Source organism: Jiella flava (assembly GCF_017349315.1).
GTDB lineage: Bacteria > Pseudomonadota > Alphaproteobacteria > Rhizobiales > Rhizobiaceae > Jiella > Jiella flava.
The window spans coordinates 62,352-81,177 of sequence record NZ_JAFMPP010000001.1 but is presented as its reverse complement, the minus strand read 5'-3'; the positions used below and the strand labels follow the sequence as shown (position 1 = coordinate 81,177).

Here is an 18,826-nt window from a genome sequence, read left to right as displayed (position 1 = left end):
GGTTAAGAAAAGACTACCATGCCGGCTTGCGTCGGAGGCGAACTCGCAGCACCTTACAACGCGATGACGACGCTACAGTGTTGCGCGTATTAAGATTCTTCCGACATGCAGGCAGGAGTTGGTGCGAGGCGATGGCATCCCAGACGACAGATTCTCGAAATGCAGACCGGACCATCAAGCTGGCCGAACACCTGGCGTTCTCGCGGTCGTTTCAGCCGCTCTTCAACGAGGGCATGGCGATGGTCGACGAGACCGCGGCCTATCTCGACGGCGAGGGGCGGAGCGAAGCGCGCAACCTGTCCCGGGCCGGCGCCACGCTTTACGCAGCGGAATCGATGCGCCTGACGACGCGGCTGATGCAGGTCGCATCCTGGCTGCTGCTGCAGCGCGCGGCGAATCAGGGCGACATGTCGCGTAGCCAGGTCGAGGCGGAGAAGGTGAAGGTTCGCCTCGAAGGCCTCGGCAGCGCGAAGGATTCAGCGCATTTCGGCGAATTGCCTGATCGCTTCCGCGATCTTGTCGAGCGGGCGATCAAGCTGGAGAGGCGGATCGCAATACTCGACCGCGAGATCTATGGTGCCGCCATGCCGCAGGACGATCTCGACGAGATCGCCAATCCGGTCGGCCAGCAGATCGATCTGCTGAGAACCGCCTTCAACGGCTGACGCACCTCTCGGCCCGTCCGTCGGTGTCCGGCCGGCGGGTTTTTCTCCGCATGTCATAGGGTTCTGCGGCCGATGCCGCGGCGGTTCGGCCGCAACTCGTTCATCGATCGTGCGCGATCGCCAGCAGGGTCTCGATGTCGACATGTCGATCCAGCGCCGCGGCGATCTCATCGAGGGCGGCATCGACCGACTGGCGATAGCCGCCGCTGCTGGTAATCCCGAAGCGGGCCAGAAAGGCACGGCGAAAATCGTCCGCAACGAACAGGCCATGCAGATAGGTGCCGATGATGCGGCCGTTGGCCGTGCTCGCGCCGTCCGCTTCGCCGTCGAGGATCGCCGTCGGACGGGCACAATCGGGGCCATGGGTGCGGCCGAGATGGATCTCGTAGCCCTCGAGCGCCAGCCCGTCGGGCGTCATGGCACGACTCGGGCGGACGGTCTTGGCCGGAAGCAGCACCGTCTCGACCGCAAGAAGGCCGAGCCCTTCGGCCGCGCGCTCCTCACCCTCGATGCCGTCAGGATCGCGGACCTGCGTTCCGAGCATCTGATAGCCGCCGCAAAGGCCGACGACATGGCCGCCGCGGGCGACGTGATCGGCGATCTGGCGATCCCAGTCATTGGCCCGGACCACGCGAAGATCGGCGATGGTCGATTTCGAACCGGGCAGGACGATCAGCCCGGCATCGGCCGGCAGCGGATCGCCGGGCCGCACGAAGACGACGGCGACCTCGGGTTCGGCCACGAGCGGATCGAGATCGTCGAAATTGGCGATCCGGCCGATCACCGGCACCGCCACCTTGAGGCGCGCGCCGGCTTTCACCGGCTGCGCCGGCCGCTCCAGCGCGACGGAATCTTCTGCCGGCAGCCGCGCGGCGGCGGCAAGATGCGGCACGACGCCGAGGCAGGGCCAGCCAGTGAAGTCTGTGATCGCCGCGACCCCGTCGTCGAACAGTGTCACATCGCCGCGAAACCGGTTGATCAGATAGCCCTTCACCATCCTCCGATCGGCGCCGTCAAGGATCGCATGGGTGCCGACCAGCGAGGCGATCACCCCGCCGCGATCGATGTCGCCGACAAGCATCACCGGCACGTCGGCGGCGCGGGCAAAGCCCATATTGGCGATGTCGTTGGCTCTCAGATTGATCTCGGCGGCCGAGCCGGCGCCCTCGACGACGACGAGATCGGCATGGTCCGCGAGTCGCTCGAAGCTGGCGAGGACCGTGTCGAGAAAGGTCGCCTTCAGCGCCTGATATTCGCGGCCGCGGGCCGCGCCCGCGACCTTGCCGGCAAGGACGATCTGGCTGCCGGTCTCCGATTGCGGCTTGAGCAGCACCGGGTTCATGTCGACGTTTGGCGGGGTGCGGCAGGCCAGCGCCTGCAGCCACTGGGCCCGGCCGATCTCGCCGAAATCGGTCGTGCCGGGAATGACGGCGACGGCGGCGTTGTTCGACATGTTCTGCGGTTTGAAGGGACGCACCGTCAGCCCGCGATTGGCAAAAAGCCGGCAGAGCCCGGCAACCAGCACCGATTTGCCGACGTCGGAGCCGGTTCCTTGCAGCATGATCGCCGGTGTTCGTGTCGCCATTGCTGCGCACCCTCCGTGTCGCTGCCGCCGATCTCCTTTAGGTCCAGAGCAGCTTGATGGCCAGCGCGAGGCACACCACGACGAGCAGCGGGCGGATCAGTTTCGAGCCGAAGCGCATCGCCGTCATCGCGCCGAGCCGGGCGCCGACGAACTGCGCGATGCCCATTGCCAGGCCGACCTGCCAGATCACCGAACCAGAGAGTGTGAAGACGGCGAAGCCGCCGAGATTGGAGGCGAAGTTGAGAAGCTTGGTATGGGCCGTCGCCTTCAAAACGCCGTAGCCGGCGAGCGCAACGAAGGCGAGCATGAAGAACGAACCGGTGCCGGGCCCGAACAGGCCGTCATAGGCGCCGATCAGCGGGACCAGCGGGAAGGCGAACACCGCTGGCGACAGTCGTCGCTCGGCATCGACGTCGGAGAGGCCCGGCTTGAAGGCGAAGAGCAGGGCGATGGCGATCAGCAGAAACGGCAGGCCGACTTGCAGGATCGCCGTCGGCACGCTGCGGGCCGCGACCGCGCCGAGACACGAGCCGGCGAAGGACAAGACTGCCATCGGAGCCTGCCGGCGCAGATTCATATGGCCCTTGGCGGCATAAGCGTAGGTCGCTGACGCCGATCCGAAGATCGCCTGCACCTTGTTGGTGCCGAGCGCCGTCAGCGGCGGAACCCCCGCCAAAAGCAGCGCCGGGATGGTGATCAGACCGCCACCGCCTGCGACCGCGTCGACATAACCGGCGACGAAAGCGACGGCGACAAGAAGAACCAGAATGTCGATTGGCATGACGTCCGTAAAATTGGAGGCAGGGCTGAAATGAGCCTCGCAAACTCGGACGAACATGGTCGGCAGGAGATGGCAAGACGCGTCTTCGCTGTGGCGTGGCATCGCATATACCGTCGAATCCAGCGAGGCGGAACGCGGTGCGCTTAGAGCCGCCAGAATTTCTTGTGGGCTGACTCAAATTCGCGCGATGACAAGCATGATTATCGCGGATGTTTCGCTGATTTACGCTTATTTAAGTGTGGTTTGACATATGCCTTATTGGTTGCGCTGGCGTGTATTTCCCGGAAGAAGATGTCATGAGGTTCAGTGAGGCCGCCGATTGGTTTAGCTTGCGCAACGTCGGTGACCGCATGTTCGTCTCGCAATTGCACGAGTTGCGTCCGCAACTGCCATTGCTCTATGCCTTCCTCGCCATCAATATCGCCTCAATTGCTTACAGTTTCAGGGATCAGGCGCCCCTGACGCTGACCATATTTATGCCGGTCTTGATGCTGTCGGCGTTCTTGGCGCGCACGTTTTTCTGGATCCGCCCGAATGTGGAAAGCATGTCGGCTGAGGCAGCCAGGAGCAAATTGCGTCGGGCGATCATCCTGTCGGCCGTCGTTTCGGCCATCTATGTTTTCTGGGCCCTGGCTTTGACACGTTACGGCGACAAAACCACAGAAGCCCATGTGATGGTGTTCTCGGCGATCACGGTGATCGGTTGCATCTTGTCGCTAACCCTGCTCCCGCAGGCGGCTCTGATCGTCAGCGCCGTGGTGGTCGTTCCACCTCTGTTCATCTTCCTGAATGACGGCGGCGCCGAACATCTTACGATCAGCTTCAATCTCGCCCTCGTGATCGCGGTGATGATCAAGGTCATGCTGAACAGCTTCGAAAGTTTTCGGCAGTCGGTGCAGTCGATGGAGACGGCTGAGACCCTCAGTCATGCCAATCTCCAGCTTGCCCACACCGATCTTTTGACCGAGATCCCAAACCGCCGGTTTTTCTTCGAAGTCCTTGAGAATCGGATCAACGCGGCTGTCGCCGCCGGAAAGCCCCTGACGCTGGGTATCGTCGGTCTCGATCGGTTCAAGCTGATCAACGATGTCCACGGCTACATCGTCGGCGACAAGCTTCTGCAAGCGGTTGCCCAACGGTTGCGGGCGGTTGTGGACGACAGCATCGTTGTCGCTCGCCTCGGTGGTGACGAGTTTGCCTTTCTGGTCGAGAGCGACGAATCTGCCGGTCGTGCCATCGGAGAGAGAGTGTGCAACGCGATGACCCTTCCCTTCGAGGTCGCCGGGTTGAACCTGCGGGTTACGGCATCCTGCGGGCTGGCCACGCTCGGTGCCGACGAAAGTGCCGACTCTCTATTCGGCCGTACGGCGTTCGTCGTTCACAGCTGCAAGGCCGAGCGGCGCAGCGCCGTCACCGCCTATTCCTTCGAACATGAAGCCAAGGTTCGTTCGACCCGGGAAATCGAATCAGCCCTGCGCCAAGCGAACTTGGTCAACGAGCTGCAGCTCGTCTTGCAGCCCATCATCGATCTGCGACGGGATGAAATCGTTGCCGTGGAAGTTCTGGCGCGCTGGAAAAGTCCGGTTCTCGGTGACGTTCGGCCCGATCTCTTTATCGCCGTCGCCGAGCGGATGGGCATGATGCACGAGGTGACATTGACGCTGCTCGACAAGGCGCTGGCGATTGCCGCGCGCCTGCCGCCGGCGATCAAGCTGTCGTTCAACCTGTCAGCCCACGACCTGACCAATTCGATGACGGTGCTGTCGATCGTCGCCCGCGTGCTCAAGTCTGGCCTGCCGTCGTACAAGCTGATCTTCGAACTGACCGAGACGGTGCTCATGCGCGATTTCGAGATCGCCGAGAGCACGATCATTCTCTTGCGCTCGCTCGACTGCGAAATCGCCCTCGACGATTTCGGGACCGGCTATTCGAGCCTGAGCTATCTGCATCGTCTGTCGATCGATCGGGTGAAGATCGACCGTAGTTTCGTGCGCGACTACAAATCCCAAAATGGCGCTGCGTTGCTGCGCTCGATCCTGGCGCTGTGCTCGTCGGTGGGGCTGCCCTGCATCGCCGAGGGCGTGGAGGACGACGATCAAGTCTCAAGTCTCGAAGAGCTTGGCTATCACAAGTTTCAGGGCTATCACTTCGCTCGGCCTATGCCGTTTGAGGCCTTCGATCGATGGCTTGCAACGTGGAACGCGGAGCCAAGCCATATCTGAAGGGTAGCTTCGGCACCGCTGCACGGCTCCACGCCACGCTTAGTCGTGGCCGCCAGCCCGCGATGCCGCCGCCACGACCTGGTTTGACCGCGCGGCAATTCCCCTCTAGTGGATTGAATTTGACATTTGAATCCCAGTTGGGATCGTCCGTTGAATCAAATGTCAAATTCGAAAAATCCACAAGGATCATAATCTTGGCTCGTGGTCATTTCGATTCCGATATTGGCTGAACAGTCTCCACAACACGATATCAAATGTCGGAATCGGACCACTAGGCCATGGCTCACGAAACGACGGTGCCCCCGCGATGGGGTTGAAAGCGATTCCGGTGCGGTTGACCCAAATAGGGGACCAAGACGGAGCTGTCGGAATGATTCGCCGGCCCCCGCGAGATCGGGGCGGTGGATCCTCCGGCGTCGTGCAGGGACAGGAGGATCGGAGACAGTCATGAAAGCGTTGATGCTGTGCGGCCATGGCAGCCGGGATCGCGGGGCGGTGCAGGAATTCGCCAGCCTTGCCGAAAAGCTGAAAGCGCGTCTGCCCGACTGGACAACCGATTACGGTTATCTGGAATTTGCCAAGCCGATCATCCGCGACGGGCTTGATCGCCTGCGGAAGGAGGGCGCGAGCGAAATCATGGCGTTGCCCGGCATGCTGTTTGCTGCCGGCCATGCCAAGAACGACATTCCCTCGGTGCTCAACACCTACGCTGCCGAGACCGGCATCACGATCACCTATGGCCGCGAACTCGGCATCGATTTGAAGATGCTGCGGGCCGCCGGCGAGCGGATCAAGGAATGCCTGATGGCCGATGGCTGGCGTGAGGGCGAGCCGCTACACGACACGATGCTCGTCGTCGTCGGGCGCGGGGCTTCCGATCCCGACGCCAACTCCAACGTCGCCAAGGTCATGCGGATGCTGTGGGAGAGCTTCGGCTTCGGCTGGGGCGAGACCTGCTATTCGGGCGTGACCTTCCCATTGGTCGAGCCCGGGCTGACCCATGCGGCCAAGCTCGGTTACCGGCGGATCGTCGTCTTCCCGTATTTCCTCTTCACCGGCATCTTGGTCCGGCGGATCTACGATGCGACGGACGCCGTTGCCGCAGCCCATCCGGAGCTGAATTTTCTCAAGGCCTCCTATATCGGTGCCCAGGATCTGGTGGTCGAGACCTTCGTCGATCGCCTGACCGAGATCCTCGAAGGCACCAACAACATGAATTGCCAGCTCTGCAAATATCGCGAGCAGATGCTCGGCTTCGAGGCAGAGGTCGGGCTCGTCCAGGAGAGCCATCACCATCACGTCGAGGGAATCGGCTTTTCCGACGACAGCGAGTATCGCGGCACGGCTGGCCCACAGACGCCTCGGCAAAAGGCTGACCACGGCCATTCCCATGGTGATCACGCGCACCATCATCACGGGCATGATCACGACGATCATCACCATCACGGTGATCATGGTCATCATCACGCCCATGATCACGGGCATGCGCATGGGCAGGGCCATTCCCACGACCACGGGCATGGCCACCATCACCATCCTTATCCGCATGCCGATCACCCGCTCGGCCCGCGGTCGATGCGCTAGATACGGCGCCTGAACAGACGAGACGACACAGGACCATGCCCCTTTTCGACCGCTACGCCATCATCGACTGGTCGGCCTCCAATACGCCGACCACCGGCAAGGATTCGATCTGGATCGCCCTTGCCGAGCGCGCTGCGGGCGGCATCCGGATGATCGAGACCGTCAATCCGCCGACCCGCGCGGCGGCGATGGCGCGGCTGCGTCAGTTCCTGCGCGATGCGCTCGCCGATGACAAGACCGTGTTCTGCGGCTTCGATTTCCCGCTGGGCTATCCGCGCGGGGCCTCGACGGTGATCGCCGGCGAGGGCGGCTGGCAGGCCTTGTGGGCCTATTTCGGCGAGGCGATGCAGGACCGCGATGACAACTTCTCCAACCGCTTTGAAGTCACCGGGCGGCTCAATCGCGAAAAGCTCGCCTTCGCGCCGATGTATTGGGGCCGCCCGATGCATCAGGAGGTGCCGGGTCTGTCGGTCACCAAGCCCGATCCTTATCCGACGGCGCTGCCCGAAAAGCGCTTGTGCGAGGCGCGCACCGGCAAGGCTCAGCCGGTCTGGAAGCTGAATTTCACCGGCTCTGTCGGCAGCCAGGCGATCACCGGCCTTGCCCGCCTGCAGCAGCTGCGGGCCGATCCCGAATTTGCCGGCAAGATTGCCGTCTGGCCGTTCGAGACGCGGTTTGCCGAGGCGATCGAAGCGCCCATCGTGCTCGCTGAAATCTATCCAAGCCTCGTCGACATCGATCGCGGCGAAAAGACCTGTCTCGACGAAGCCCAGGTCGACACGCTCGCCGAACTCTTCGCCCGGCTTGATGCCGCGGATCGGTTTTTCCCGCTGCTCGATGTGCCGCGCCATCTCGGCGAGGACGATCTTGGCGTGATCCTCGGCGAAGAAGGCTGGATCGTCGGTCTCGATCAGTTGCAGGAGGCCAATCTCGTCGCGGACAAGTCCGGCGAGGGCGGCGTCGAGGCTTTCGCCAACGGCGTCGCCGGCGGTTACCTGCGCGATCCGGCGGCGATCTACGCCGAGAGCTTCCGGATCATCCGCGACGAGGCCGACTTGTCCGGCATCCCGGACGAGGCCGAACCGATCGCGGTGCGGATGATCCATGCCTGCGGCATGACCGATATCGTCTCTTCTTTGACGATTTTTGAGGGTGCGGTTGCCGCCGGCCGCGCGGCGCTCGATGCCGGTGCGCCGATCCTGTGCGACTCCGAAATGGTCGCCCACGGCATCATCAGCGCCAATCTGAAGCAGCAGAACAAGATCGTCTGCCGGCTGACCGACCCGCGCACCCGGCGCATCGCCGAGCGCGAGGGCACCACCCGCTCGGCGGCTCAGGTCGATCTGTGGGGCGATGACCTCCTCGAAGGCGCGATCGTCGCTATCGGCAATGCCCCGACGGCGCTGTTTCGACTGCTCGAGCGGCTGGACGACGGTGCGCCGCGCCCGGCGCTGATCATCGGCCTGCCGGTCGGCTTCGTCGGCGCGGCCGAATCCAAGGCGGCGCTTCTCGCCGACTCCCGCGGTGTGCCCTTCGTCACCCTGTCCGGCCGTCTCGGCGGTTCGGCGCTCGCGGCCGCCGTGGTCAACGCGCTTGCCATCGGCACGGAGGAGAGATGAGCGATCCGGTCCGCCCCTGGCTGTCCGGCGCGTCCGGGCCATCAGACGACGAACGGGCCGCTTCTTCAGCCGCCGAGCCCTGGCTGACGATCATCGGCATCGGCGATGCCGGCCTTGCCTCATTGACCGGCGATGCGCTCGACGCTCTCGACGCGGCCAAGACCATCTTTGGCGGCGAGCGCCATCTCGCCATGCTTGGCGATACCCACGCTGAAACGTTCCTCTGGGATAAGCCCTTCGTGGACGCGCTCGATCGCCTCCTGCAGCGCGCCGGCACGCCAACCGTGGTGCTCGCCACCGGCGACCCGATGTGGTTCGGAGTCGGAGCGACGTTGGCCCGGCACATCGAGGCCGCCGAGATGCGCGTTCTCAGTGCGCCCTCGGCTTTTTCCCTGGCCGCGGCCAAGCTTGGCTGGCCGCTGCAGAATGCCGCCTGTCTCACCGTTCACGGCCGGCCGGTGGATCAGCTCTCGCGCCATCTGTTCCCCGGCGAACGGTTGTTGGTTCTGTCCGCCGATGCGGCGTCGCCTCGAGAGATCGCGCGGCTCCTCACCAGCCGGGGCTTTGGCCAGAGCCGGCTGACCGTGCTGGAGCATCTCGGCGGTTCAAAGGAGAGGCGGCGCGAGACCGTCGCGGCCGGCTATGACCTGACTGATGAGGCCGATCTCAACATCGTCGCCGTCGATTGCGTCGCCGGGCGCGCCGCGACGCCGCGCCCGGCCGTCGCCGGCCTGCCGGATGACGCCTTCATTCACGACGGCAAGATGACCAAGCGCATGCTGCGGGCGTTGGCGATCGCGGCGCTGGAGCCGATGCCCGGCGCGCTGTTGTGGGACGTCGGTGCGGGCGCCGGCTCGGTTGCCGTCGAATGGTTGCGCGCCGCTGCGCGCATGCGCGCCATCGCCATCGAGCTGAAGCCGGAGCGGGCGGCGATGATCGCCGAAAATGCCTCGACCCTCGGCGTGCCGGAACTGTTGATCGTCGAAGGGCGGGCGCCCGAAGCGCTGGCCGGGCTCGACGCGCCGGATGCGATCTTCATCGGCGGCGGTCTTTCGGACGGTGTCTTCGAAGCGGCCTGGAGCGCGTTGAAGCCTGGCGGGCGGATGGTCGCCCACGCGGTCACGCTGGAATCCGAAGCGATCCTCATCGACTTGCACGCCCGCCATGGCGGCGAGTTGATGCGGGCGCAGATCGACCGGGCGGAAAAGGTCGGCCCATTTCGCGGTTTCAAGCCGGCGATGCCGGTGATCCATTGGCATGTCGCCAAGCCTTATCAAAAGCCGCAGGCCAAGCCGGAGCCTGTGGGATGACAGGCCGGTTGTTCGGCCTCGGCGTCGGGCCCGGCGATCCGGAGCTGTTGACGTTGAAGGCGCTGCGTGTGTTGCGGGCGTGCCCGGTCGTCGCGTATCCGGCGCCCGATAAGGGGGCAAGTTTTGCCCGCGCGATCGTCGCGGAGTTTTTGCGCGCCGATCAGGACGAGATTCCGATCGTGGTGCCGATGCGGGTCGAGCGCTTCCCGGCTGCGGAGGTCTACGACCAGGCGGGACATGAGATTGCGGCGCGGCTCGACGCCGGGGACGATGTCGCCGTGTTGTGCGAGGGCGACCCGTTCTTCTACGGCTCCTTCATGTATCTCTTCGAGCGGCTCGCAGAGCGCTATGCGATCGAGATTGTGCCGGGCGTCGCCTCGCCAATGGCATCGGCTGCACGATCGCTGCGCCCGCTGGCGGCCCGCAACGACGTCTTGACGGTGATCCCGGGGCCACTCGACGACGAGGCTCTGGCCGCCCAGCTCGAAGCGGCCGACGCCTTCGTGATCATGAAGCTCGGCCGGCATTTCGACCGCGTGCGGGCGCTGATCGCGCGGCTCGGGCTGATCGACCGGTCGGTCTATTGCGAGCGTGTGAGTCTGGCTGAAGAGCGAATTCTGCCGCTTGCCGAGGTCTCGGGGGCTGCCCCCTACTTCTCGATGATCCTCGGCTATTGCGGCGACGAGCCGGCGATCGCCGGGCGCTATCGTCGCGACGCGGCGGCCCGCCAGACTGTTGATCCGACGCATGAGAAAGGTCCGGCGTGAGCGCTGCGCGAGATCCCCGACCCGTGGTCCTCTATCTGACCGAGGCTGCCCGCCCGCTGGCGGAGACGATTGCGGCGGCAATCGGCGGGATGGTCGAGGCAGTTGGCCGGCGGGCAGGTGATGGTGAGACCGGCGTCGGCGACCGATTGCGGGTGCTGTTTGCCGAGGGCCGGCCGATCGTTGCGTTGATGGCGAGCGGGGCGCTGATCCGCATTCTCGCGCCGCTCCTGGCCGACAAGCGAACCGAGCCGCCGGTCGTCGCCGTTGCCGAGGATGGCTCGGCGGTCGTGCCGCTCCTCGGCGGTCACCACGGCGCCAACGATCTGGCGCGGACGATTGCGGCCAAAACGCAGGGCTTTGCGGCGGTGACGACGGCGGGCGACGTGGCCTTCGGCGTCGCGCTCGATGCGCCGCCAGCGGGCTATTGCCTTGAAAATCCGCAGTACGCCAAGGCGGTGATGGCGGCGCTGCTCGCCGGCGAGGACGCGACGATCAGCGGTTCGGCGCCGTGGATCGATGCGTCCGCTATACCGGTTTCGGCCGATGGGGCGCTGCGCCTCACCGTCTCGAGCGCAGCCCGCCCGGCTCAGCCGAACGAGCTGCTCTATCGGCCGCAGAGCCTCGTCCTCGGCTTGGGCGCCGAGCGCGGCGCGCCGGCCGACGAGGCGATCGCGCTTGCCGCGCGTGTCCTCGCCGAAGCCGGCGTCAGCCCGTTGTCGCTCGCCGCTGTCGCCAGCCTCGACGTCAAGGCGGACGAGGCGGCGCTGCATGCCGTCGCCAACCATTTCGGCGTGCCGATGCGGGTGTTTTCCGCTGCGCGGCTGGAAGCCGAGACGCCGCGGCTGGAACAGCCCTCGGATGTCGTCTTCGCCGAAGTCGGCTGCCATGGCGTTGCCGAGGGGGCCGCGCTCGCTGCCACCGGCCCGGGCGGGCGGCTCAGGATCGCCAAGCGCAAGGCGGCGCGGGTCACCGCCGCTCTGGGTGAAGCGGCGGCGCCGGTGGATCCGGAGACCATCGGCCGGGCGCGGGGCAAACTCTTCGTTGTCGGCATCGGGCCGGGCAGCGAGGCTTGGCGCTCGCCCGAGGTCAGCCGGATGGTGGCTCGTGCCAGCGATCTCGTCGGCTATTCGCTCTATCTCGATCTCCTCGGGCCGCTCGTCTCCGGCAAGACGCGCCACGATTTCGACCTTGGCCAGGAAGAGGCTCGGGTGCGCCATGCGATGGAACTCGCCGGAACGGGGCGGACGGTGGCGCTGGTCTGCTCGGGCGATGCCGGCATCTACGCCATGGCAACGCTGGTCTACGAGCTCATCGATCGCGGCGACCTGTCCGACGCCGCCCGGCGGATCGAGATCGTCAACGCACCCGGCATCTCCGCGCTACAGGCGGCTGCGGCCCGGGCCGGTGCGCCGCTTGGCCACGACTTCTGCACCATCTCGCTGTCCGATCTCCTGACTCCCTTGGACGACATTCAGCGGCGTGTGCGGGCAGCGGCCGAGGGCGATTTCGTCATCGCCTTCTATAATCCCGTCTCGAAAAAGCGCCGCACCCAGCTCGCGTTCGCCCGGGACACGCTGTTGCAGCATCGCCCGGCCGACACGCCGGTGATTCTCGCGGCCAATCTCGGCCGAGCCGGCGAGAACGTGCGTATCGTGCCGCTGGAAAAGCTCGAGGTCGAGGATGTCGACATGCTGACCGTGGTCATCGTTGGCTCATCGAACTCCCGTACGGTGCGGACCGGCGACGGCCGATGCTGGGCCTATACGCCGCGCGGCTACGCGCGCAAACCAGGATCGGGCATCGATCGCGGCGAAGGCGTGGGCACGCCCGAGACCTGAACAGCGATTTTCACGCGCGTCCCCGCCAGGCGTCCGGCACATGGACCGGCCAGCGGCGCGGCATCACCGCAACGATGTCGAAGCGGATCGACAGGCGCGATGCGTCCTTCTGCTTGGAAAGCCAAAGATCGGCGGCGGCCTCGATCCGCCGCTGGGCACCGATGCCGACCGCATCCATGGCGCCGGTGAGCGTCGGCCGGGCTTTGACCTCGACAATGGCGACGAGATCGCCGCGCCGGGCGATGATGTCGATTTCGCCGAGCTTGGTGCGATATTGGCGCGCGACGATCCGATAGCCCTTCAGCCGCAGGGCCATGGCTGCAAGGACCTCGCCGCGATGGCCGCGAAACAGATGACGACGCTTGGCGGCGGCGCCCGGTGCTTTCTCCGTCTTGGGCGCGCGCCAGGATTTCATCGATCCTTCAGCGCGAGGGCGCGCTGATAAAGCTCGCGGCGGGGCAGGCCGGTCAGTCGTGCCGCCTCCTGGGCGGCCTTGGCGGGTTTCATCTCGGCAAGCAGGCCGGAAAGGATCGCGTCGGCATCGGCCGCGTCCACCGGCCGGTCTTCGAGCGGCGGCGCGATACAGACGACGATTTCGCCGCGCACCTCGTCCATCGCCGCGAATTCTTCGGCAAGAACCGGCAGCGCGCCGCGATAGACGGTTTCGTGCAGCTTGGTCAGCTCCCGGCAGACGGCGGCCTCGCGCTCGGGAAAGGCGGTGGCCATCGCGGCGAGGCTGGCGGCGATCCGATGCGGCGCCTCGAAGACGATCAGTGTGCCGGGCACGCGGGTCAGCGCCTCCAGCCGATCGGCGCGGGCCTTGTCCTTCTGCGGCAAAAAGCCGGCGAAGAAGAAGGCGTCCGACGGCAGACCGGAGGCGAGCAGCGCCGCCGTCACCGCTGAAGCACCGGGGATCGGCACGACCTTGACGCCGGCCTCATAGGCGCTCTGCACCAGCCGGTAGCCGGGATCGGACACCAGCGGCGTGCCGGCATCGGAGACCAGCGCGACGGATTCGCCGGCTTCGATCGCGGCGATCAGTGCCGGCCCGGCGTCGGTCGCATTGTGCTCGTGATAGGGCGTCATCCGCCGCTCGATGGCAAAGCGCTGCAGCAGCTTGCCGGTCACGCGGGTGTCTTCGCAGGCTAGGCGATCGGCCCCGGCGATGATCTGCAGCGCCCGGATCGTGATATCGGAGAGATTGCCGATCGGCGTCGCGACCAGATAGAGCGCTGGCTCCGGACGCGGGGCCGGCCGCGATTGGCCAAGAAGCGTGAAGGTCGGGCTGGCGGTGGTATCGATCATCGGCCCGGTCTACACTACAGCATCGGCGAGACAATCGGAATCGATTTTCGGCAAAGCACGATGCGTCGATTCAAAGGGTGAGAGCGCCCGCGATTGCGACGCGGCCCGTCGCAGTTTCGCGGTGAGAACACGAGGATGCCGGCGCGACGGGCAGATTGCGCCGGCGATCTACTTCTTTTCGAGCAGGATCTGGCCTTGCTTCTGCAACTGGCCCTTGAGCTTGCCGGCGATGGCGGCGAGGAAGCCCGGCAGATCGATCTCCACATGGACGCTGTCGTCGAGAACGTCGAGCCGGCCGGTGACGGTCTGGCCCATCACTCGGGCGCGAAAGTCGAGGTGGTCGCCGGTCCAGGTGTCCTCGAACTTGACCATGCCGCCGAGCATGTCCTCGCGCAGCTTGGCAAAGCCGCCCTCGATGCGGCCCCGAGCCGTCTCGCGGGTCAGCTTGTGGGGGATGTCGACCTTCACCGTTTCGGCCATGAGCGTCTCCTGATGTCCTTGGAGAAACGCATATGGCGGTGCGGATGCCCCCTCGCAACGGCATTGAGCAGCGAAAGCATTGACCTTACGGCCGATTTCACTCGTCCGGGCACAAGACAGGAGCGGAGAAGGACCGCCTGATGTGACAAGAGCGCGGAGGTTGTCCCCGCGCTCCTGGCTTGCAGTCCGTCAAGCATGATGCCGCTCAGGCGCCGGCGACAGCCTGGCGCTGCCCGCCGCCGCCGCGCCGCCGCCGCCGCGGGCCCTGGCGCTGACCGGCATTGTCCGGCCGGCCGCCGCCGCCGCCATTGCCGCTGCGCTGTCCGGCCTTGGCCGGACCGCCGCGACGCTTCTGGCCGTTGCGGCTCTGCGGCGGGCGACCGCCGCGGGCCGGGCGGTCGTCGTGATCCGAAGTCGCCCCTTCCGGCACGACATAGTTGGTCTGTTCCGGCTCCAGCGTCTGCCGGGTCAGCCGGGCGATCGCTTTCAGCTTGCTGCGCTCGGACGGATCGACCAGCGAGATGGCGATGCCCGACCGGCCGGCGCGGGCGGTCCGGCCGATGCGGTGAACGTAGCTCTCAGGCTCTTCCGGCAGTTCGTAATTGACGACATGGGTGATGTCGTCGACATGGATGCCGCGGGCGACGATGTCGGTGGCGACGAGCACCCGGGCGCTGCCGTGCTGGAAGGCGGCGAGGGCTTTCTGACGGGCCGCCTGGCTCTTGTTGCCATGGATCGCGAGGGCCGGAACGCCGGCCTTTTCGAGATCGCCGGCGAGCCGGTTGGCGCCATGTTTGGTGCGAGTGAAGATCACCACCTTGGCAAGCGCGGCATCCGCCAGGCGATCGATCAGCCAGTGCTTCTTGGCTTTTTGCGGTACCAGGAAGACGCTCTGATCGATCTTCTCGACGGTAACGACTTCCGGCGTCACCTCGACGCGCACCGGCTTGGTCAGGATCTTGGCGGCCAAATCCTCGATCGACTTCGGCATCGTCGCCGAGAACAGGAGCGATTGCCGCTCGTCGGGCAGCTTGGCGACGATCTTCATGACGTCGCGCACGAAACCCATGTCGAGCATCCGGTCGGCCTCGTCGAGGACGACGTGCTCGACGCCGGAGAGATTCACCGCCCGCTGGTTCATCAGGTCGAGGAGGCGGCCGGGAGTGGCGATGATGATGTCGACGCCGCGCTGCAGCGTGGCGATCTGCGGACGGATCGAGACACCGCCGAACACCACCGTGTGGCTGATCTTGGTGCCGTCCGTATAGGACTTCACATTGCCGGCGATCTGGGTGGCGAGCTCGCGGGTCGGGGTCAGGATCAGCACCTTCGCCGTTTTCGCGGCCGGACGGCCGCCCTTGGCGAGGAGCTGGTGGATGACCGGCAGCGAGAAGGCGGCGGTCTTGCCGGTGCCGGTCTGGGCGATGCCGAGGACGTCGCGGCCGCTGATCACGGCGGGAATCGCCTGGGCCTGGATCGGCGTCGGCTCGGTGATGGAAAGACGCGCAAGCGCGGAAAGAAGCGTGTCGGCAAGGCCGAACGCCTGGAAATCAAGAGAGGTCAAAAAGAGGCCTTTAGGATGCGTGCGGATCGGCTTCGATCCGCGGAACATGTCGAACATCTTCGCGCGGGCGGACGGTTCGACGGGCCGTGTCGGGCGGGCCAGCGGCGAGGAGCCTGCGGGCCGATCCGAATTCGTCGGTGGTCTTCAATCCGGAAACGATCCGGTGGACTGAAAACGGTTGAAACGACGATCGCGCGATCACGGCGTGAAGGCGCCTATATCGTTGTTTTGCCGCAGCGCGTCAAGGTGAATTCGGGACGCGGGTCCTGCTGTGCGCGCCCACCGTCACTTTCGCAGCGGCGCGAAATGGCCGGCGACGGTGTCGGCGATGCGCGCGAAAATGCCGGCCCGGGGAATATCCTCTGCGGCATAAAGCGGCACCTCGCGCAGCGTCTCGTCGCCGCGCGAGAACACTGCCCAGCCGGCCCTTTGGCCCTTCTTGACCGGCGCGGGCAGGGGGCCGTTGCTCACCAGCTGGCGCTTGACGTCGGCAAGGCTGCCGCGCGGCACCAGCATGGTCAGCGATTTCGCCGCGATAAGCGGCACGCTGGTCTTGGTGCCGGCGCTGATGGTGGCCGCGCCGACGACTTGATCGGCGGCGATCAGCGTGACCTCTTGAAAGTCCTGCAGGCCGAAATCCATCAGCCGTTTGGCTTCGCGCGCCCGCTCTGTGGCCGATTTCATCCCGGACATGGCGAGTACGATCCGCCGGCCATCGCGCTTGGCCGAGGCGACGAGGCCGTAACCCGAAGCGTCGGTGTAGCCGGTCTTCAGGCCATCGGCGCCGAGCGCGAGAAGCGGATTGCGATTTCGCTGCGTGATGCCGTTATAGGTGAAGCGCTCCTCTGAAAACAGCGGATATTCGTCCGGAAAGGTCTCGATCAGATACTGCGCGAGCACCGCCAGATCATGCATCGTCACCACTTCACCGGGCGCCGGCAAGCCATGCGGATTGACGAAATGGGAGTGGGAAAGGCCGATTTTCTTGGCTTCAGCGTTCATCCGCTGAGCGAAAGCCGCTTCGCTGCCGGCAAGCCCCTCGGCGATCACGATCGCCGCGTCGTTGCCGGACTGGATGATCAGCCCTTTGATTAGGTCGCCCAGCGTCACCGTCTTGCCGAGCGGCAGGAACATGGTCGAGCCGCCAGAACTGGCGCCGCCCTCCCGCCAGGCTCGCTCGGAGACGGTGAAGGTTTCGTCCTTCGAGGCTTTGCCGTCCTTCAGCGCGTCGAAGACGACGGCTGCCGTCATCAGCTTGGCAAGGCTGGCCGGCGGGATCGGATCGTCGGCGTTCTTTTCGAACAACACGCGCTTGGTCGCAACGTCGACGAGGATCGCGGTCGGTGCGCTGGTCTCAAAGGCCGCAGCCCGCCCAACGAAGACGAAGGCTGCAAGAACCACGAGCAGAACGGATCGCAGCAAGGCGAGGGAGCGGGCGGTGCACATGGTTTCACGCGTAGCGCGCCTGCTCCCTCGGCTTCAAGCGCTTCAGCGAATTTTGGCGCAAAGGTCGCGGCGTCGTCGTTGATCGATCGCCGGATCAAGCGTTTCGGAGCGGCATATCCGCGCCGCAATCGGCAAAGTCGAAGCCGTTGATGACATCGGATATCTTCCCTGCCAAAACAGCCGGCGATGGGAGGATTTCGAGGACTGCAGTGCGATCGGATGACCGTGTCGGCCTTGGCCGTCGCAGGTTGCCCGCCGCCGGCTGGTCTGCGAACCGAACCAGCGCTTCCTTGCCAGCGGCCACGCCCTCGCGGCAAGGTCACGTCTGATCGAGAGAGTTCTCCATGCGTATCATCACCACCGCTTTGGCCATCGCCGCCCTCATCGCCACCGTCGCAAGCGCCGACGCTCAGCCCGTCAAAGTGGGCGCGCTCGTCATCGAAAACGCTTGGGCCCGCGCGACCCTGCCGAATGCTCCGGTCGCCGGCGCCTACATGACCATCAAGAACACCGGCAAGACCTCCGATCGTCTGATCGGCGGCACGACCTCGGCGGCCAAGGAGGTTCAGGTCCACGAGATGAAAATGGACGGCAGCGTCATGACGATGCGCCGTTTGAAGGATGGCCTGGAAATCCCGGCCGGGGGCACGGTCACGTTGCAGCCCGGCGGCGTCCACCTGATGCTGATGAAGCCGGCCAAGCGCATCAGGGAAGGCGAGACGCTGCCCGTGACGCTGATGTTCAAGAAAGCCGGCAGCATGAAGGTCGACTTCGCCGTCGAAAAGCCCGATGCTATGAGGCCGACAAGCGCGTCCGCCGGCAGCGCTGTGGCGCGATGAAGGCGGACACCTGGATGAACGTGACGATGCAATAAGCGGCGTCAGATCGCCATCAAGAGGTCTCGGCGCCGGGCATCCACGGGCTGCACGGCGCCCGGCATTTTCGCTTTTCGATGATGGGCGCAGTCTTATGACTTGTCTTTCTGGCCGCCGAGCGGTTCCAGCGAATGGCGTTTGATCAGCGGAAACTGAAACAGCATGAAGACGATGGTGATCGGCATCGTCGCCCAGACCTTGAAGTCGACCCAGACATCGTCGGCGATCTTACCGGGCCCGTAATAGGCATCCGCGGCCTGCCAGACGACGATATTGACGATGGCAAGGAAGACGAAGAACAGCCCCCAGCGGAAGGTCAGCTTGCGCCAGCCTTCGTCGTCGAGCTTGAAGGCCTGATCGAAGACGTAGCCGAGAAATGATTTGCCGAACAACAGCCCGCCGAGCAGCACGCCGGCGAACAGCGCGTTGACGATCGTCGGCTTCAGCTTGATGAAGGTCTCGTCCTTGAGCCAGAGGGTCAGGCCGCCGAAAACCAGCACGACGAGACCGGAGACGAGCGGCATGATCGGCAGGGTGCGGGTCACGCTCCAGGAGACGGCGAGAGCGACGACCATCGCCGCCATGAACAGCGCCGTCGCGATGAACAACGGCCCGCCGAGCTGCCCGAGCACCGGAAAGGCGTCAGCGAGCTGATCGCCGCGCGAATTGGCGAAGAAGAAGACCAGAAGCGGCCCCAGCTCCAACGCGAATTTGAGCAGCGGGCTCATTTCTTTGCGGCCGGGCTTGTTGGGTTCGCGTTCGATGATGCGATCAGTCATGCTCAC

16 protein-coding genes are annotated in these 18,826 nt (G+C 65.2%); 8 read left to right on the top strand and 8 right to left on the bottom strand.

Going from position 1 to position 18,826, the window contains the following annotated elements; translation table 11 throughout:
- Positions 1-131: 131 nt before the first annotated feature.
- Complete coding sequence (gene rcdA, locus J1C48_RS00380; RefSeq protein WP_207255664.1) at positions 132-665, top strand: protease adaptor protein RcdA; 534 nt, start codon at positions 132-134, stop codon at positions 663-665.
- A gap of 100 nt (positions 666-765) precedes the next feature.
- On the opposite strand, the gene J1C48_RS00375 is transcribed toward rcdA, so the two are convergent.
- Both J1C48_RS00375 and J1C48_RS00370 read right to left on the bottom strand, forming a co-directional pair.
- Positions 766-2,250 carry a cobyric acid synthase gene (locus tag J1C48_RS00375; RefSeq protein ID WP_207255663.1) on the bottom strand — a complete coding sequence of 495 codons (1,485 nt, stop codon included), beginning with the start codon at positions 2,248-2,250 and terminating at the stop codon, positions 766-768.
- A 37-nt stretch (positions 2,251-2,287) separates the two neighbouring features.
- Entirely contained in the window at positions 2,288-3,031 is a 744-nt protein-coding gene (locus J1C48_RS00370) for a TSUP family transporter (protein ID WP_207255662.1), read from the bottom strand.
- 296 nt (positions 3,032-3,327) lie between these two features.
- Between J1C48_RS00370 and J1C48_RS00365 the strand changes: the two genes are divergently transcribed.
- The 6 genes from J1C48_RS00365 to cobJ all read left to right on the top strand — a co-directional run bounded on the left by J1C48_RS00365 (position 3,328) and on the right by cobJ (position 12,371).
- The gene (locus tag J1C48_RS00365) at positions 3,328-5,253 is read left to right on the top strand and encodes a putative bifunctional diguanylate cyclase/phosphodiesterase (RefSeq protein WP_207255661.1); all 1,926 of its coding nucleotides are present in this window, start codon (positions 3,328-3,330) and stop codon (positions 5,251-5,253) included.
- A gap of 447 nt (positions 5,254-5,700) precedes the next feature.
- Positions 5,701-6,837, top strand: a complete 1,137-nt coding sequence (locus J1C48_RS00360) for a sirohydrochlorin chelatase (protein WP_207255660.1) — start codon at positions 5,701-5,703, stop codon at positions 6,835-6,837.
- Between the two features lie 995 nt (positions 6,838-7,832).
- Complete coding sequence (locus J1C48_RS18805; RefSeq protein WP_231081535.1) at positions 7,833-8,456, top strand: precorrin-8X methylmutase; 624 nt, start codon at positions 7,833-7,835, stop codon at positions 8,454-8,456.
- Positions 8,453-9,766, top strand: coding sequence for a precorrin-6y C5,15-methyltransferase (decarboxylating) subunit CbiE (gene cbiE / locus J1C48_RS00350; protein WP_207255659.1), 1,314 nt, complete (start codon positions 8,453-8,455; stop codon positions 9,764-9,766). The genes J1C48_RS18805 and cbiE overlap by 4 nt, the downstream gene beginning before the upstream one ends.
- The gene (gene cobI, locus J1C48_RS00345) at positions 9,763-10,533 is read left to right on the top strand and encodes a precorrin-2 C(20)-methyltransferase (protein WP_207255658.1); all 771 of its coding nucleotides are present in this window, start codon (positions 9,763-9,765) and stop codon (positions 10,531-10,533) included. The genes cbiE and cobI overlap by 4 nt, the downstream gene beginning before the upstream one ends.
- Complete coding sequence (cobJ, locus tag J1C48_RS00340; RefSeq protein ID WP_231081500.1) at positions 10,530-12,371, top strand: precorrin-3B C(17)-methyltransferase; 1,842 nt, start codon at positions 10,530-10,532, stop codon at positions 12,369-12,371. Before cobI ends, cobJ begins: the two co-directional genes overlap by 4 nt.
- A 10-nt stretch (positions 12,372-12,381) precedes the next feature.
- Here cobJ and J1C48_RS00335 read toward each other — a convergent pair whose 3' ends face one another.
- The 5 genes from J1C48_RS00335 to J1C48_RS00315 all read right to left on the bottom strand — a co-directional run bounded on the left by J1C48_RS00335 (position 12,382) and on the right by J1C48_RS00315 (position 17,166).
- On the bottom strand, positions 12,382-12,786 hold the full coding sequence (locus tag J1C48_RS00335) for a YraN family protein (protein ID WP_207255657.1): 405 nt from the start codon (positions 12,784-12,786) through the stop codon (positions 12,382-12,384).
- Positions 12,783-13,676 (bottom strand): 16S rRNA (cytidine(1402)-2'-O)-methyltransferase, encoded by an 894-nt coding sequence (gene rsmI / locus J1C48_RS00330; protein ID WP_207255656.1) that lies wholly within the window; start codon positions 13,674-13,676, stop codon positions 12,783-12,785. Before rsmI ends, J1C48_RS00335 begins: the two co-directional genes overlap by 4 nt.
- Before the next feature lie 168 nt (positions 13,677-13,844).
- Positions 13,845-14,156, bottom strand: a complete 312-nt coding sequence (locus J1C48_RS00325) for a polyhydroxyalkanoic acid system family protein (protein ID WP_207255655.1) — start codon at positions 14,154-14,156, stop codon at positions 13,845-13,847.
- A 205-nt stretch (positions 14,157-14,361) separates the two neighbouring features.
- Positions 14,362-15,720, bottom strand: coding sequence for a DEAD/DEAH box helicase (locus J1C48_RS00320; protein ID WP_207255654.1), 1,359 nt, complete (start codon positions 15,718-15,720; stop codon positions 14,362-14,364).
- A 285-nt stretch (positions 15,721-16,005) separates the two neighbouring features.
- Positions 16,006-17,166: a D-alanyl-D-alanine carboxypeptidase family protein gene (locus J1C48_RS00315; RefSeq protein ID WP_207255653.1), complete on the bottom strand. Its 1,161-nt coding sequence runs from the start codon at positions 17,164-17,166 to the stop codon at positions 16,006-16,008.
- A 344-nt stretch (positions 17,167-17,510) separates the two neighbouring features.
- Here J1C48_RS00315 and J1C48_RS00310 point away from each other — a divergent pair, with 344 nt between their 5' ends.
- The gene (locus tag J1C48_RS00310; protein WP_207255652.1) at positions 17,511-18,005 is read left to right on the top strand and encodes a copper chaperone PCu(A)C; all 495 of its coding nucleotides are present in this window, start codon (positions 17,511-17,513) and stop codon (positions 18,003-18,005) included.
- A gap of 128 nt (positions 18,006-18,133) precedes the next feature.
- Here J1C48_RS00310 and J1C48_RS00305 read toward each other — a convergent pair whose 3' ends face one another.
- Entirely contained in the window at positions 18,134-18,820 is a 687-nt protein-coding gene (locus tag J1C48_RS00305; protein ID WP_207255651.1) for a septation protein A, read from the bottom strand.
- Positions 18,821-18,826: the final 6 nt, after the last annotated feature.

Excerpts from the sequence above, each read along its gene's own strand:
- cbiE (WP_207255659.1), top strand. The coding sequence starts at position 8,453 with ATGAGCGATCCGGTCCGCCCCTGGCTGTCCGGCGCGTCCGGGCCATCA.
- J1C48_RS00305 (WP_207255651.1), bottom strand. The coding sequence starts at position 18,820 with ATGACTGATCGCATCATCGAACGCGAACCCAACAAGCCCGGCCGCAAA.
- J1C48_RS00375 (WP_207255663.1), bottom strand. The coding sequence starts at position 2,250 with ATGGCGACACGAACACCGGCGATCATGCTGCAAGGAACCGGCTCCGAC.
- J1C48_RS00365 (WP_207255661.1), top strand. The coding sequence starts at position 3,328 with ATGAGGTTCAGTGAGGCCGCCGATTGGTTTAGCTTGCGCAACGTCGGT.
- cobI (WP_207255658.1), top strand. The coding sequence starts at position 9,763 with ATGACAGGCCGGTTGTTCGGCCTCGGCGTCGGGCCCGGCGATCCGGAG.
- J1C48_RS00325 (WP_207255655.1), bottom strand. The coding sequence starts at position 14,156 with ATGGCCGAAACGGTGAAGGTCGACATCCCCCACAAGCTGACCCGCGAG.
- J1C48_RS00360 (WP_207255660.1), top strand. The coding sequence starts at position 5,701 with ATGAAAGCGTTGATGCTGTGCGGCCATGGCAGCCGGGATCGCGGGGCG.
- rcdA (WP_207255664.1), top strand. The coding sequence starts at position 132 with ATGGCATCCCAGACGACAGATTCTCGAAATGCAGACCGGACCATCAAG.
- J1C48_RS00315 (WP_207255653.1), bottom strand. The coding sequence starts at position 17,166 with ATGTGCACCGCCCGCTCCCTCGCCTTGCTGCGATCCGTTCTGCTCGTG.
- J1C48_RS00310 (WP_207255652.1), top strand. The coding sequence starts at position 17,511 with ATGCGTATCATCACCACCGCTTTGGCCATCGCCGCCCTCATCGCCACC.
- J1C48_RS00335 (WP_207255657.1), bottom strand. The coding sequence starts at position 12,786 with ATGAAATCCTGGCGCGCGCCCAAGACGGAGAAAGCACCGGGCGCCGCC.
- rsmI (WP_207255656.1), bottom strand. The coding sequence starts at position 13,676 with ATGATCGATACCACCGCCAGCCCGACCTTCACGCTTCTTGGCCAATCG.
- J1C48_RS00370 (WP_207255662.1), bottom strand. The coding sequence starts at position 3,031 with ATGCCAATCGACATTCTGGTTCTTCTTGTCGCCGTCGCTTTCGTCGCC.